This is a genomic window from Paraburkholderia sp. (assembly GCF_050742655.1).
Lineage (GTDB): Bacteria > Pseudomonadota > Gammaproteobacteria > Burkholderiales > Burkholderiaceae > Paraburkholderia.
Window position 1 is genome coordinate 1 of sequence record NZ_JBOIGG010000026.1, and the last position, 14502, is coordinate 14502.

General features: G+C 59.3%; 13 protein-coding genes and 1 pseudogene. 11 read left to right on the plus strand and 3 right to left on the minus strand.

Features of this window, described 5'->3' with window-relative positions:
* The first annotated feature begins 280 nt into the window (after positions 1 to 280).
* Positions 281 to 691 (plus strand): hypothetical protein, encoded by a 411-nt coding sequence (locus ACREXZ_RS27475; RefSeq protein ID WP_431767291.1) that lies wholly within the window; start codon positions 281 to 283, stop codon positions 689 to 691.
* Between the two features lie 123 nt (positions 692 to 814).
* On the opposite strand, the pseudogene ACREXZ_RS27480 reads toward ACREXZ_RS27475, so the two are convergent.
* Positions 815 to 1553, minus strand: a pseudogene (locus ACREXZ_RS27480) (IS6 family transposase).
* Between the two features lie 428 nt (positions 1554 to 1981).
* Here ACREXZ_RS27480 and ACREXZ_RS27485 point away from each other — a divergent pair.
* From ACREXZ_RS27485 to ACREXZ_RS27525, 9 genes are all read left to right on the plus strand, one after another.
* A complete protein-coding gene (locus ACREXZ_RS27485) occupies positions 1982 to 2458 on the plus strand; it encodes an RNA polymerase sigma factor (RefSeq protein WP_431767346.1) in 477 nt (158 codons plus the stop codon).
* Positions 2459 to 2488: 30 nt separating this feature from the next.
* Positions 2489 to 3448 (plus strand): FecR family protein, encoded by a 960-nt coding sequence (locus tag ACREXZ_RS27490; RefSeq protein WP_431767292.1) that lies wholly within the window; start codon positions 2489 to 2491, stop codon positions 3446 to 3448.
* 362 nt (positions 3449 to 3810) lie between these two features.
* A complete protein-coding gene (locus tag ACREXZ_RS27495) occupies positions 3811 to 6087 on the plus strand; it encodes a TonB-dependent siderophore receptor (protein ID WP_431767293.1) in 2277 nt (758 codons plus the stop codon).
* Positions 6088 to 6095: 8 nt separating this feature from the next.
* The gene (locus ACREXZ_RS27500; protein ID WP_431767294.1) at positions 6096 to 6869 is read left to right on the plus strand and encodes a TonB family protein; all 774 of its coding nucleotides are present in this window, start codon (positions 6096 to 6098) and stop codon (positions 6867 to 6869) included.
* Between the two features lie 28 nt (positions 6870 to 6897).
* On the plus strand, positions 6898 to 7626 hold the full coding sequence (locus tag ACREXZ_RS27505) for a MotA/TolQ/ExbB proton channel family protein (RefSeq protein WP_431767347.1): 729 nt from the start codon (positions 6898 to 6900) through the stop codon (positions 7624 to 7626).
* 1 nt (position 7627) lies between these two features.
* A complete protein-coding gene (locus ACREXZ_RS27510) occupies positions 7628 to 8038 on the plus strand; it encodes an ExbD/TolR family protein (RefSeq protein WP_431767348.1) in 411 nt (136 codons plus the stop codon).
* A gap of 17 nt (positions 8039 to 8055) precedes the next feature.
* Positions 8056 to 9345, plus strand: coding sequence for a thioredoxin family protein (locus ACREXZ_RS27515; protein WP_431767295.1), 1290 nt, complete (start codon positions 8056 to 8058; stop codon positions 9343 to 9345).
* A 27-nt stretch (positions 9346 to 9372) separates the two neighbouring features.
* On the plus strand, positions 9373 to 9534 hold the full coding sequence (locus ACREXZ_RS27520) for a hypothetical protein (protein WP_431767296.1): 162 nt from the start codon (positions 9373 to 9375) through the stop codon (positions 9532 to 9534).
* Positions 9535 to 9596: 62 nt separating this feature from the next.
* Positions 9597 to 11378 (plus strand): ABC transporter ATP-binding protein/permease, encoded by a 1782-nt coding sequence (locus ACREXZ_RS27525; protein WP_431767297.1) that lies wholly within the window; start codon positions 9597 to 9599, stop codon positions 11376 to 11378.
* Between the two features lie 380 nt (positions 11379 to 11758).
* On the opposite strand, the gene ACREXZ_RS27530 is transcribed toward ACREXZ_RS27525, so the two are convergent.
* Complete coding sequence (locus tag ACREXZ_RS27530; protein ID WP_431767352.1) at positions 11759 to 12382, minus strand: hypothetical protein; 624 nt, start codon at positions 12380 to 12382, stop codon at positions 11759 to 11761.
* A 6-nt stretch (positions 12383 to 12388) separates the two neighbouring features.
* Here ACREXZ_RS27530 and ACREXZ_RS27535 point away from each other — a divergent pair, with 6 nt between their 5' ends.
* Entirely contained in the window at positions 12389 to 12655 is a 267-nt protein-coding gene (locus ACREXZ_RS27535) for a hypothetical protein (RefSeq protein ID WP_431767349.1), read from the plus strand.
* Between the two features lie 277 nt (positions 12656 to 12932).
* Here ACREXZ_RS27535 and glyA read toward each other — a convergent pair whose 3' ends face one another.
* On the minus strand, positions 12933 to 14186 hold the full coding sequence (glyA, locus tag ACREXZ_RS27540) for a serine hydroxymethyltransferase (protein WP_431767298.1): 1254 nt from the start codon (positions 14184 to 14186) through the stop codon (positions 12933 to 12935).
* Positions 14187 to 14502: the final 316 nt, after the last annotated feature.

Genomic DNA, 14502 nt, shown 5'->3' on the forward strand with positions numbered 1-14502 from the left:
CTGCGGCCCGTCTTCTTTGCGCTGTTCGTCCTGAAGTGGTTTGCTCATGTTCTCGACACTTCGCGGGTTCGATGGCTCGCGATCACCTGATCTGGACTGCAAATGAATTCTTCAGGGCCGACTAAATCAGAAAATCGCAGCGTCGCAGACTTGATACAATTTATTGCGGCAGCCATCCAGACCGCAACGCAGGACCACTTCCGCCTTCATCACCTCATAGCTTCCCGTGAGATCCAAACCCGCAAAGAAGAAAACGCCAGGAAACGGTGTGCGCGTTACCTTGACGAAGGACAAACTTTTGCCGCCGACCGTCGAATCGGTGCGAGAGGTTTCCCTGCGCAACCACCTTGCGCTTGCTTCATGTCGCAGCAGTGCCGGGAACACGGCGCTTCTGGGTGAACTGTTCATCGTAGCCAGCCTGAGCTGGTTTCTGCGTGAAGCGGGTTTTGGCAGTAAACTCGACTGTTTCTATCGTGAAGTGCAGGGTGCGCTGGAACGTTGTCTCGGACTCACGTCAAGCAGTGATGCCTGGACCATTGAACCCGGCGACGAAGCTATCCTCGCGAGGCTGCTGTGTTTTTACGACCAGCAGTTCGCCGCAGCACCGGTCCATTTGATGGACGGCGCACGAAAACGGATGTTGCGCCTGGCGCAGGGCGAGCGACTGTTTCCATGGCCCGACAGGGAATAACGTGTACATGTTGGTGGTAACGCTGGCGGCATCGCTACCGGCATTGTCAAGTTGTTGCGCAGGTATTGTCAACTTGTTCGGTGAGCGGACGAGTAGAGGCGCTGAAAGCGTGAATGAAACGGCTTACGCCGCCCAACGGGCGCACGAAGCCTTTTGCCAGGCCGCCATGGCCTGGACGCGGGCCTCGCGTTTGTGTTGAGCGTTTCGATTGTAGCTGCAGCTCATGAACAGGTTGGCAACCTGCCCGTGGACTGATGTGAACCGTTGAAGGTGACGCGCCGACTTTGAAGCGCCGCATCACCTTCTCGCGCACCCGCGTCGGCTCGTGCGAATTTTCGGCCCGGTTGTTTAGCCCCTTGTGCTGCCGGTGATCAACGTTCAGTCCGATCTCGTCGTTTGCCGCCGCATAGCTGCGCAGTTTATCGGTCACTAGCACCCGCGGGCGACCGAACCGCTTGAGCAGCTTGCGCATCAGGCGCTTCGCCGCAGCCTTGTCGCGTCGGCCCTGCACCAGCACGTCGAGCACCACGCCTTGCTGGTCCACCGCTCGCCACAGCCAGTGCTTTTCGCCATTGATCGACACGACCATCTCGTCCAGATGCCACTTGTCGCCATGCCCCAAGGCCGTAGTGCGGATCTGTTTCGCGATCGCCAGACCGAAGTGCGTCGACCAGCGGCGCAGCGTTTCGTACGTGAGATCGATGCCACGCGCCGCGAGCATCTCCTCGATCATGCGCAGGCTCAGCGGGAACCGGTAATACAGCCACACCGCGTAGCTGATCACATCCGGCGGAAACCGGTAACCCTTGAACGAAATCACCGCGTCGCCTGACGGCTGATTGAGTTGGCATTTTCTCTTCATGCCCCATTCTATTCGCAACATCCCGCTCAACGTGACAATACCGTCTTGCTAGCTAATGGCGTAGCCATACCGGATGGATAAATATCCGTTTTTTACCCGCCAATTACCCGCAACCTCAGGGCGATTCATCCGATAGCGATATGAAATCCCGAATTTAATCGTTCACTGGAGAAGTAACGCTTGCTATTGTGCCGCGCATCCAACAGATATAGCGCGGTGGCGGTCATCGCGGCATTACCCGCTTTTGCAAGGAGCCGTGAAGTTGGTGTACTTGGACCATTCCAACAGGTGATTGGGCAGGATCTGTCGATCGTCGGCGTTTGTTCCCGTGCGTATCGGCTGGATTCCACGGCGATGCCGGATTGACGGAATTGACTTGTGCTATGACGATGGCGCGTCTTCAAAAAACTGAATCGCAAAAATTGACCATGATTGACGAACTCGTACAGGGATATCACCATCTGCGGCGAAAGCTCGCGCGCGAGTTCGGTCCGGATGAGGGGGCGGACATTGCGCAAGCATCGTTCGAACGGGCATTGTGTTACGCGCGAGAGCACGTGGTCGTGTCGCCAGTTGGGCTCATCTTTCAGATCGCGGGCAACCTGCAAATCGACCGTGGTCGCCGCCGGCGGCCAGCCACGGTTGAGCTCGACGAAATGAATGAGATGCCTTGGGACGTCACGCCAGAGCGCGAATATGCTTGCCGACAGACGGTGGAGCGGCTCTGCGTAGTGCTCGACAGCCTGCCGCCGCGACAACGCGAGGCATTCGTCCTGTGTAAGCTGCATGACATGACGTATCATGAAGCTGCGGCCGAAATGGACATAAGCCCCACGGTCGTACGCCAATATCTGGTCGATGCGATGAGGGCGTGCCGGCAAACGGTTCGATCGGAGATTGATTGATAACACGATCCCGAGAACAACGAGAGAGCTATGCGGTTAGGCCCGCCGGACAAGAACCAGATTGACGATCTATTCGTGTCCCGGAAACATGACGATATGCAGCAACAGGCTCAGGCGTGCGCCACACTTCGAAAGTTGGGGCGCGCCAGTGCTGCAAATCGCGACTACATCGAGGAACAGGAAGCTGCCGAAGCGATCATCGACTCGGGTGTTGCCGCGTTGCGTCGGCGCTACCCCCGGCCCGTCGTTTCCTCTTTGCCAACGGCACCTGCCAGGACGAATCGGAGATGGGGCGGGTGGGTGTCTGGCGCGTTTGCGCTGAGTGTGGCCGCCGCGTTCTGGATCGCCAATCCTGAGTTGTCGCAGCAAGACGGCGAGTCGGCAGTCGGACAACAGATGACGCTGACACTCGATGACGGCAGCCGGGTGTTGCTCAATACCGGAAGTGCGATCCATTTCGCGAATCGGCTGCGTTCGCGCGAGGTTGTGCTGGAGCAGGGTGAGGCACTGTTTTCGGTGGCGCACAATGCACTGCGGCCGTTTCATGTGCAGGCGGGCTTTGCACACATCCGGGATATCGGCACGCAATTTAGCGTTCGTCTGCGGGACACCGGGGTAGACGTGGCCGTGCTGGAAGGGCGCGTGGCCATAACGCTGCCGAAGCAGACGGAGCCTGTGCTATTGACGGCGAACGAAGCGATCCACACCGACGGCTTGCAGAGGGTCCAGCGTCGCGACCCGGGGATGCTCACAGAATGGAAGGATCATCGCCTGGACTTCGACCGGACGCCACTGGCCGAGGTCGTGCGGGAACTGCAGCGTTACCGGACGGCGCCCATAGTGTTGACCGATGCGCGCGTGGGCTGGGCGCTGATCAGCGGAGGGGGATCGAACGCCGACCCTGACCGTTTGCTGAAAACGTTGCCGGAGATTGCGCCCGTGACTGTGGCGTTCAAGACGGACGGCACTGCGGTGATTGCGCCGCGTTAGCTATTTTTGCCCTTCCTTCCTGCCGCTTCGCGCGATAAAGGCGCGACTGACGAGCACCTGCGGGATCACACGCGTTGCTCTTTCTGCTTCATCCAAGTTCCATGCGCCGGCAAACGTTGCCGGCCGATTCTGTATTTCAACGGCGGCGAACACCTGGACGGGCGGGGGGTTACTCCACGCGTATGAGCCGCCGCATCAAGACGGGTGTTGGCTCGATAAATAGTCAAAATCAATTAAAAATAGAAAATCATAAAAATATTTCCGCTTGTTCGACTCCACCATATCCACGAGTCGTTCGCCTTTAGCAGTAGGCGAGCGCAATCGCTTGTCGCGGTATAAAAACACAGGCGAAGGAAGCGTTCATGTTGCAGCCGAGAAGAAACAAGACGGGGTGGGCGGCGTACGTATTATCGGCACTGATTGGCACGGCGAGCGTGGGGGCGTATGCGCAGCTCGCGGTAATCGATTTGCCAGCGCAGCGGCTGTCGCGTGCGCTCTCGACGCTGGCACGGGAGGGAGAAGTCAACATCCTGGCGCCAGATGCGCTCGTAGTGAACCGGTCGGCTCCGGCGGTGTCGGGCCGGTTAACGGTGCGCGAAGCGCTGAACCAGTTGCTGAGGGGAACGGGGCTGGACGTGGAGCAGCGCGACGAGAAGACGTATGTGATCCGGACGCCCGTGCTGCCCGCGGCGAAGCCCAAGTTAAAGGCCGAGACCGACACCGACACGGTTATGCCGACCATCATGGTGACGGACAGCGCGACATCGGCGAATGCGGGGTTCGTGACGGATTCGACCAGTACGGCGACGCGCACCGATACCCCGATCTCGCAGACGCCGCAATCGATCCAGGTGGTGACGCAGAACCTGATCGAGAGCGAGCAATTGCAGTCGGTTACGGAGGCGCTTAACAACGTGGCTGGGGTGACGGTGCAGGCCTCGGGAAATGGAGCGCCGACCGTGTACATCCGTGGATTTTCGGCGCCCACAATGAGCAACGGCACGAACAACACGGGCTTTAGCCAGTCGCTAGGTATCCCGATGGCTGGGGTAGACCGGGTTGAGGTGCTCATGGGGGCCGATTCGATCCTGTCGGGGGTGATGGCTCCCGGCGGTGTGGTGAATGTGGTGACGAAGCAGCCACAGGCGGCGTCGGTACACGCGTTGACCGTACAAACAGGCTCGTACGGTGACTGGCTGGGGGCGATCGACCTTGCCGGTGCGTTGACGAAGGACGAGCGGCTTACCTACCGGTTCGTCCTGTCTACCGAGCGCCAGGGAGAGAGTTTCGGGGGCTATGACGGCGGCAAAACATTTTATGTTGCGCCATCACTCGGCTGGAAGTCGGGTGGCACGAACTTGGTGGTTGGCTATCAGCATGACGTCCAGGACGTACCGCTAGTACAGACAACGTTGCTCGGTCCGAACGGACCACTGCCTCTGCAGACGCGAGCCACGCCGTTGGGCAACATGCTCAATCAGTCCGACACGATGTACGCCGACCTGAAACAGCGGCTAGGGACGATCGGGTTGTTCGAGAGCAAGACGCAATACCAAGCATCAAGGTATCAGGCCAACAATTTTTACTTTGCTTTGGCTGGAACACCCGATTCAACGTTCTATGCCGGGGTAGATAGCATTCAACACTCCTATGGGCTGGATTCCGATAACCACTTGCGGGCGAAATTCGCGATCGGTTCGGTCAAGCAGACCGTGCTGGCTGGTTTTGATTACAACGTCTATTGGACGGATAGCCAATCAACCTCTGGGGTGTTCGTTGCCCCCTTTCCGAGTCCGGCATTGCCGCCGATCGCTGGACGTTCTGTTGCGACGGATGGCGGAAAAGGCTATTTCAGTAACGTGTATTTCCAGGATCAGCTGACTTGGGGGCGGTTGCATGTGCTGGCAAGTATCGCCCACGGGACATCGTGGGGCAGCACGACGTTGTCGCAATCTGCGTGGACACCGAATATCGGTGTGCTGTATCAACTGACCGACAGCGTTGCAGTGTACGCGAACGCCTTGCGGAGTTTTCAGCCCCCGCAGCAAGGGATCTTGTTGCTGGGTGGTGGACAGACACCCCCCACTTCGGGCCGTTCAATGGAAGTTGGTTTCAAGTTGAACTTTTTCGATGACCGCCTGAACGTTACTACGGACGTGTTCCGCAGCGCGATCACGAATGCGCTGATAAGCGTTCCTGGCACGAACTACTACACCCTCGGGGGAGGGCAGGTAGTGCGCGGTGCAGAACTGAACGTGAAGGGTAGTCCGTTCCCAGGCCTGAATCTCAGCGCTGGCTACACCTACAGCAACGAGCAGATGCGCTCTAGTAGTAGCGAGGTGCCACCCCATAGCGGCAGTCTGTGGATGACGTATGACCTGCAGGACGAACGTTGGCGGGGCTGGGGCGCTGGCATCGGCGTGGAGGCGCGCAGTGGCTATCAATTGGCACGGTTGCATTACAAGGTCCCTGGGCAAATGCAGACCGATTTGAGCGTCTATTACCGGACGAAGCAATGGTCGATGACGTTGGGCATCAAGAATCTGTTTGATCGCCTGCTTTATCAAAGCAGCGCCGGAAACACTGTTTCTCTGCAGCCGGGCCGGCTCATGTATCTGACTGGTCGATGCAACTTCTAGGAACAGGCATGAATGCCCCTCTCTTTCCTTCGTTGGCGAATGATTTCCGGCTGCCGCCGGGCACTCGCGGCGCACGACCCCGCAGCGGCTGTGTCGCGGCGCTGATCATGGCAGTGCTGCTGCATGTCGCGGGACTAATTGCCTTCGAGCGTTTCGATGCCCCGCTTGCGTTGCATCCCGCCGAGGCCTCTTCCACGGATTCGGGGTTGCGCGTCACGCTGGTAGCCGCACCCACACAGCCCACGCAGCTCATCGCGCCCGCTTCGGGCGAAACACGCTCGCTGCAACCGGCCATGCGCCGCGCAACCACGTCGCCACCTACTCCGGTCCTCGCCCGTCATAGCCGGAGAACGCGCAGGGTGTCTTCGCCAACACCCGCCTTCACGCAGCCGTCTGAACCGCAGCCGGTACTGCAGTCGGCGTCGCCTACGGGACTGGCGCCCGCCGTCACGCCTACTTCCGCACCGTCCGAGCACGCACTGAATTTACCGGATGCGCCGGCGGTGAGAAATGTTGCGCGTGTCTTATGCGATATCGGGCAACCGTCATACCCGCCGCGTTCGCGGCGCCTAGGTGAGGAGGGAAGGGTGGTATTGCGCGTGACGATCGACCCCGCGGGCCGGATAACACAAGCCAACATCACCGCCAGCAGCGGCTTCGAGGAACTCGATGCGGCAGCCCGGCAGGCGATGCTCGTCGGACGTTGCGAGCCTTACGTGGACCACGGCATACCGATCACCGTTCACGCCCTTCAACCGCTCGATTTCCGATTGGACAACTGAGCACCTCGTACGTCGATTGAGGAAATTCATCATGAACTATGAAATACCGGAAGTTTGGGCCAACGGTGACGGAATCACTCACGGAATTGCGATAGTGTTGGTCGCCATGTCGGTGATGTCCTGGGCGGTGATGGTCTACAAGGCCGTACAGCTCGTGCGTCTGAAACGACAGGGCACATTCGTCGAACAGCGCTTCTGGAAAGCGCAGCCGCTGGAGATAGGTGGCGCCACGTTGCGCAGGCCGGGTGAGGGTAATCCGTATCAGAACCTGGTAGAAGTTGCCCGGGAGGCACGCGAGCTGCATAGCGACACACACTTGAAAGAGGCATTGTCGCCGGACGAATGGCTGCAACGTTGTCTGAGTGTCGAGTTCGAGGAACAGGTGGCCCGGATGACGAGCGGGCTGGGCGTTCTCGCGTCGATCGGCAGCACTGCGCCGTTTGTTGGTTTGCTCGGTACGGTGTGGGGCATTTATAATGCACTCCTAAATATCAAGATAACTGGGCAGTCGAGCTTGCAACAGGTGGCGGGGCCGGTGGGCGAGTCACTGGTGATTACTGCGCTGGGACTTTTTGTGGCGATTCCGGCTGTGCTTGGGTACAACGCGGTCATGCGCGGCAATCGCGGGGTTATGCATAAGCTCGCGCGCTTTCGCCACGAATTGCACGCGTACCTGATGAGCGGCGAGCGACGGAGCCCGGGCGCAAGCCGGGAGAAGCGGTCCGAACCGCACCTTGTCGCTGGACAGGAGAACTGAAATGGCATTCTTCGATGATCGCCAGGACGACGTCATGAGCGATATGAACATGACGCCACTGATTGACGTGATGCTGGTTCTGCTCATCGTTTTCATGGTGACGTTGCCTACGATCACGCATGCGGTAAAGCTCGACTTGCCGAGCGCGAGCAACATACCGAGCGACGCACGGAACAGGCACGTCACGGTCGAGATCGACGCGGCCGGGGCGATCCGTTGGGATGCACAGCCGGTGGCACACGCGTTGCTACAGGCGAGACTCGCAAAGGCAGCCGCGCAGCAGCCGCAGCCGGAAGTGCAACTGTACGCAGATCGGGCGGTGCGCTATGAAGCGGTGGCCGACCTGTTGTCGGCCGCGCAGCGCGCAGGCCTGACCAAAATCGATTTCTTGACGCAACCCCAACCGAAGTGATGCAAGGAAAGGAAAAGATGACACTTACGGAGACGACTGAGCGGACGTTCGCGGCGCATGTGAAGGCCGGCCGGCCGGTGCTGGTGGATTTCTGGGCGCCATGGTGCGGGCCGTGCCTCGCGCTCGCACCCTACCTTGAGCGGTTGGCCGACGAGTACGAAGGGCGGTTGAAGATGTTGAAGCTGAATATCGACGAAGCGCCCAGAGGATGGAAACACTTCGGCGTGCGTGCCATTCCGACGCTGGTTTTTTATGCGAACGGCAACGAATACGGCCGGCTGACGGGGCCCTCCACAATGCGGTTGCGCGTGATGCTGGAGAAATGGTTCGACGAACTAGGGCTGCAAGCGCCTGCCCCGAAAAGTGTGCCGAATGACTTGCAGGCGACAGCTCCGGTTGCGAGTGCGGATCAACCCGCGTGGCGCTGCTTCGGTGGGGACGCGGCCGTCAAGGCGGCGTGCGTGGCGCGCTTGTCCGATACCCCGGAAGAGGCGCGACATCGGCCGTCGGAACGACTGGCTGGCGCCAAGGACCGGTTCGAGGCCGTGGTCGGCGCGCCCGCCAGGCTGGGTGAATTGCTCGACACGCTATGGCTGTATCAATCCGACCCAGACCCGCAGGCGATGGCGAATGCACGCGTGCGAATACGTGAGTTGGCCGACTCGATTCCCGTGGGCGCTGATTTGCACACGGTGACGGATGATGTCCTGTACGGCCTCGTTTACACCTCGCCATGGGAAATCACGCAATCTTTCGCTGACGCCTCTGTGCGCGAGCTCGTCGCCAAGATCAAGGTGCTACACGAGCGCGAACGCGTGGGCGCACTGATAACGCCACCTGACTGGCAGGCGCTTCAGCGCGAGGCGGTGATGCTGGACGGTAACAGCAACGAACGGGAGGCGAGTAAAACCGTCGAGGCGCTAGCGGCGCCGTTGGTCGACTGGCCGGTCTCCGAGACTCTGTCCGCCGTTGTGCGACTGGCCATCAACGATTATCGTCGCTATCCGGACTGGAGCCAGGACGAGGCGGAGCACATATCCGCGATGCAGCAGGAGGATTACGATCGAGTCAGGGATGAGCTGGGCGAGCCGCCGAAAGACCGTGGTGCGGCGAGCGACGTGTGGTTCCAATGCCTCATCGAGCGCAGACAGGTCCGAAAGCGCCAGCGTTGCAAGGAACAGCCCGCTCTGTGGGCACGTTACGATGCCTGGGCCCACCATGCGCAACGGACTCAGCACCGGATTGTCGCGGATGTAATCGAATCTTTGTTGACCCACCTGCGCACCTATCCCGTGCAAGCGCAGTGATATCCGTTTGTCGCTATCCGCTTGACCGTGAACATCATCGAACCAGACATCTGCAATCTCGCGATTGAGAACGACATCATGCTCCATTTTGGCATCGGCGGATGCGGCATGGAAGGACAGAGCATGCCTGTGGGCGTTGGAAAGCCGATGCTGCGCCTGGAGAAGATGGCGGCTGGCGGAATCGCCTGAATCATGTAGTAAGCCGAATTACTTCGGCCGTGGAAGCAACGCGGAATTCCATTTATTTCAGGATGATTGACGACATGCTACCCGTTGGCACACTCAGGGACCCGAAGGACTACAGCATCAATGGGCGCTTTTTCAAACGCGTGGTCGGGCTCTCACGCCCATACTGGACGCGACCAGGCGCGTGGCGCTCCTGGCTGGTGTTCATTGCGTACCTAGCTTACCTCTCGCTGATCGAGACTGCATTCGGCGCAAAGCTGTCGCTTCTCACCAGGCAGATGAGCGATGCGCTGGTGACACGTCATGAAGTGTCCTATTGGCATCTGTTCCTGTGGGTCACGCTGATTGGCCTGATGATCAACAGTGGTGTACTGAGTGGGTTTTTGGATTTTGTCTATTCTTGGCTGACACTGCACTGGCGGTCGTGGTTGACGAGGGACCTGATGCGGCGCTACCTGCGAGGGAGGACTTACTACCGGGTTGAGCAGGACGGCGATCTCGACAACGTCGATCAACGCATTCAGCAGGAAGCGGGGCCGTTTTGCGAGATGGCGGCGATGCTACCGTGCGTACTGCTTTCTGCGGTCTCGAGTATGAGTGTGCAGGGGTGGATATTGCGTTCGATTTCACCCGTGCTGTTTTATGGCGTACTTGTCTATGGCCTCGTTACCGCGGTCTTTACCTGGTGGCTTTATCGCCCGTACATCCGCTTGAGTTTCGATTCGACGGTAGCGGAGGCTGATCTGCGCTTCGGCATTCTGCATGTTCGCAACCACGCGGAAACGATCGCACTCTACCGGGGGGAAATGGCAGAGGCATCCAGCGTAGACGATCGCCTGACCAGAGCGGTGCGCATCGCGCTCGCCAAGTTGCGTTACGGCTTCGTGATGCGGACCTCTCAAACCGGCTTGGGTGTGATATGGACCCTGTTGCCTGTCGTTGTGCTGGTGCCACTGTACTTTTCCGACAAAATCAGCTTTGGCGTCATTGCTCAGGGCACGGCGTCGGCCGCCATGCTGCTACAAGGCTTTCAGCGCCTGACGGGCTTCGTGCCGATCTTTGCGTCGGGGGCGCCGCACGTGGTGCGTCTAGCCCAGATCGACGAAAAGTCGGAGGCGGTAAATACCGAGAGAAACGACAGAACCACCACAATTGAGTTACGTTCCGGGCATCCGATCCAGCTCGACAATGTCACTTTGCAGACGCCCGGCCGGGAGCGCACCTTGCTACATGGGCTAAACCTAAATGTCGATCCGGGCGAACACCTGCTCATCACCGGGCAAACGGGGGTCGGGAAAAGCTCCCTGCTGCGCGCGATGGCCGGCCTTTGGATTGAAGGCCGGGGGACAATTACGATGCCGGCGGAGAGTGAGGTATTGTTCCTGCCGCAACGCCCTTACATGTTGTTAGGCAGCCTACATGAGCAGATTTGCTATCCGGCAACGGAGAGCGCGTTGAGCGACGCGCAGCTTCAGGTCTTGCTGGAACAGGTCAATCTCCCCGATCTAGCAAAGCTGCATGGCGGGTTCGATGCGGTGATTGACTGGTCTCGCGTGCTGTCGCTCGGGGAGCAGCAGCGGATCGCGTTTGTACGCGCACTCGCGGCGCGCGCGCGCTATGTCTTTCTGGATGAGGCGACGAGTGCGGTGGACCTCGCGACCGAGCAGCGGTTGTATGGAACACTGGCGGCGAGCGGGGCGACATATGTGAGTGTGGGGCACCGCGCGTCGCTGCTGTCGTATCACACGAAGGTGCTCGACCTGCAGATAGGGGGGGAATCGAGGTTACTGACGGCTGGGCAGGCGCGGGAAGAAGCGGCTCGATTTGAAGCGGAGAATGTTGGGTAGGGTTTAGGGCCGCTGTTTGCGGCTCGCTCTTGCTGAGACCGATGGGCTCGGCTCGACACGCTTTCGCAGCAACGGAAAGGCCGATAGCGCCAGCGACTCGTTCCTAGGCCAAGGTGTGCGAGGGCGTCAGGATGCGCACCACTCCGCGTAACTCAAATACCCGTCGTCCACGATGGTGCTGATGCCACGCGATTCGTTCGCACTGCCGATGCTGCGTCACGTAAGCAAGCACGTTTCGCGACCGTGGCGGCGGAGTCATCGGGTAGCGCTTCACCGAAGTGATCTGTGTAACTTGTCCCAGTGCGTTGGTGACACTTGAAACACAGCCTTGTGTCCCGTAACTAAAAGTGGTGACGTTGGTGCCGCCGCCGGGTGGCGCATCAACGCTGCTCAACAGGCCCTGTGCGTTGTACGTGTAACTCCACGTTCTCGTGTGCCCCCTGTGTTAAATAGGGCACAAGGTTTTGCGTGGTGTCCGTCTGTACCCTGGTCAGCAGCCGTCCTGCCGTATCGCAGGTGAATGTCGTAGTTTGCCCCGGCTCAACGATCTGGGTTGGAACACCGAATGTCGCATTCCACGTGACGGACTTGATACGCGGCTGAGCCGTTCCCCGAGCCTCCGTGATAGTCTGGGCACGACCGTCTGAGCCATACGTGTAAGTCGTCACATTGCCGGCGTTGTCAGTCGTCGACGACCGACGGTTGTTTTGATCACAGATAAGAGAGGCGATTGTCCCAAGGCAATGGGCGCTGGCATTTCCCACCACGCTGATCAACAGTGGTTCCCGGGCGGGCGAAGATGCCGAGAACGTGTAGGTAGTTTGTTTTCCTAATGCATTCGTGACCGCTTGCAGAAGAGAGGAGCCGCTCGATGAATACGACAAGCTGATACCGTCGACGCCATTGGCATGCTGAGCCGCGATAATCCTGCCCCCTGCGTCGTATTGCCAGGTGGACAAACGGATCCCTGAATGATCAATCACGCCCGTCAACAAAGAGGGCATGTGAGCATGCATCGTAAACATAGCTTGTGCTGTCGACGACTAGATTCCCCTGCTGTCACGTTGCTGCTCGGTCTCGTCGTTGGGTTGCCGGCGGCGGTGCTTGCTGGGTCGGTGTACGGTATCTGGCTGGCTCGCAGCATGCCGGTCGGCGCACGAGCGGAAATGGGGGAGGTATTCGGCAGACAGAGCGAGCGGCCGGCACAGCCCGGCTTCCCCCTCTCGCTTGTGACGATTCAGCTACCGGTTGCTGATGCTGGGGCGCACGATCGCTAAGCTGCTGCTCGCGCCGCACAGCGCACTATTGAGCGCTCGACTTTCGCGGCGAGCCGCTTGTCGCGCTCACGGTGCTGTTCGCGATTGGCGCGCTGAGTTGAGGGCAGGACATGCCGCGTGCTCGGGTTGGCGCTATTTTGCGCAGGTGCTTTCCGCTGATCGCGGCGCTGCGGCTGCCATGGCAGCGGGAATAGCGCCAGTCAACGTCGCTCGTAAATTCCCCGAATGGGGAGTATCCATCCGACGCAGACACCAGTAGGCACATTCTCAGCATTCGTCAGTAACCGTATACCGGGAAACGGGCGCACAGATCGATAACCTTCACGCGCACCGCATTGATCACCGCCGGATTGTCGATGTCGTTAAGGATGTCGCAGATCCAACCCGCGACGGCCTTGACCTCGGCTTCGCCGAAACCCCGCGTCGTCGCTGCGGGGGTGCCGATACGGATACCGCTAGTGACGAAGGGCGATTGCGGATCGTCCGGCACGGCGTTCTTGTTGACCGTGATGTTGGCCGCGCCGAGCGCAGCGTCAGCGGCCTTGCCAGTCATACCTCTAGCTATCAGATCCACGAGGAACAGGTGGTCGTCGGTGCCGCCGGAAACGATCTTGAAGCCACGCTCGATAAACACTTTGGCCATCGCGCGGGAGTTGGCGAGGACTTGCTTCTGGTATTCCTTGAACTCGGGTTCCAGCGCTTCTTTGAAAGCTACGGCCTTGGCGGCGATGACATGCATCAGAGGCCCCCCCTGGGTGCCGGGGAACAGCATCGACGCAATCTTCTTCTCGATGTCAGAATTGGTACGGCCTAAAATGATGCCGCCGCGTGGACCGCGCAGAGTCTTATGCGTCGTACTTGTGACGACGTCGGCAAACGGGATCGGATTGGGATACAAGCCTGCGGCGACGAGACCGGCGACATGAGCCATGTCGACGAACAGCAGCGCTCCGACCTTGTCCGAGATCGCGCGGAAGCGCGCGAATTCGAGATGGCGGGCGTAAGCCGAGAAGCCGGCAACAATCATTTTCGGTTTGCTTTCGAGCGCAAGCACCTCGAGCTTGTCGTAGTCGATCACACCGTCATCGGCGACGCCATATTGCACTGCGCTGAAGATTTTGCCGGAAAAATTCACTTTTGCACCGTGTGTCAGGTGACCACCATGGGCGAGACTCATGCCAAGGATGGTGTCGCCTGGCTGCAGAAGCGCCAAATAGACTGCAGCGTTGGCTTGAGAGCCTGAGTGTGGCTGGACATTGGCCCAGTCTGCGCCAAACAGTTGCTTGGCTCGCTTGATCGCAAGCTGCTCGACGATGTCGACATACTCACAGCCCCCGTAGTAGCGCTTGCCGGGGTAGCCTTCGGCATACTTGTTGGTAAGTACGGTGCCCTGCGCTTGCATCACGCGTGTACTGGCATAGTTTTCTGATGCAATCAGCTCGATATGCGCCTCCTGGCGCTCACGTTCGCCTTCCAGTGCCGCCCATAGCGCATCGTCAAACTTGTCGATGCTGTCTGAGTATTTGAACATGTTGTGATCCTCGGTTACGGACATCTGTCCTGCGGTGCATTTCCGCATTTTTCGGTGCAACTTCTGGAGTGCAAACTAACTATGAATTTCCTCGACGGCTTCCGCATTGGTCCACGACCAGCTCATTCGCCGATACTTCCAACTCGCTCCACGGACTGGCGAATTACCCTTCGACCGGCGCGTGAATCGAGCAGCGACGACTTCGAGACTGGAGGCATGTAGGACGTAAGCGCGGTGGCGCGAGTGAAGGTCGAGTAAGCAGTTAGCGACCCTACCAGCATTAACGCGACGTCGGCATGGAGGATTGCCTGTCTCA

What these genes read in the sequence shown, in the direction of transcription:
- ACREXZ_RS27485 (WP_431767346.1), top strand. Translation starts at nt 1,982, where the DNA reads ATGATTGACGAACTCGTACAGGGATATCACCATCTGCGGCGAAAGCTC.
- ACREXZ_RS27490 (WP_431767292.1), top strand. Translation starts at nt 2,489, where the DNA reads ATGCGGTTAGGCCCGCCGGACAAGAACCAGATTGACGATCTATTCGTG.
- ACREXZ_RS27495 (WP_431767293.1), top strand. Translation starts at nt 3,811, where the DNA reads ATGTTGCAGCCGAGAAGAAACAAGACGGGGTGGGCGGCGTACGTATTA.
- ACREXZ_RS27500 (WP_431767294.1), top strand. Translation starts at nt 6,096, where the DNA reads ATGAATGCCCCTCTCTTTCCTTCGTTGGCGAATGATTTCCGGCTGCCG.
- ACREXZ_RS27510 (WP_431767348.1), top strand. Translation starts at nt 7,628, where the DNA reads ATGGCATTCTTCGATGATCGCCAGGACGACGTCATGAGCGATATGAAC.
- ACREXZ_RS27515 (WP_431767295.1), top strand. Translation starts at nt 8,056, where the DNA reads ATGACACTTACGGAGACGACTGAGCGGACGTTCGCGGCGCATGTGAAG.
- ACREXZ_RS27525 (WP_431767297.1), top strand. Translation starts at nt 9,597, where the DNA reads ATGATTGACGACATGCTACCCGTTGGCACACTCAGGGACCCGAAGGAC.
- ACREXZ_RS27530 (WP_431767352.1), bottom strand. Translation starts at nt 12,382, where the DNA reads ATGCCCTCTTTGTTGACGGGCGTGATTGATCATTCAGGGATCCGTTTG.
- ACREXZ_RS27535 (WP_431767349.1), top strand. Translation starts at nt 12,389, where the DNA reads ATGCATCGTAAACATAGCTTGTGCTGTCGACGACTAGATTCCCCTGCT.
- glyA (WP_431767298.1), bottom strand. Translation starts at nt 14,186, where the DNA reads ATGTTCAAATACTCAGACAGCATCGACAAGTTTGACGATGCGCTATGG.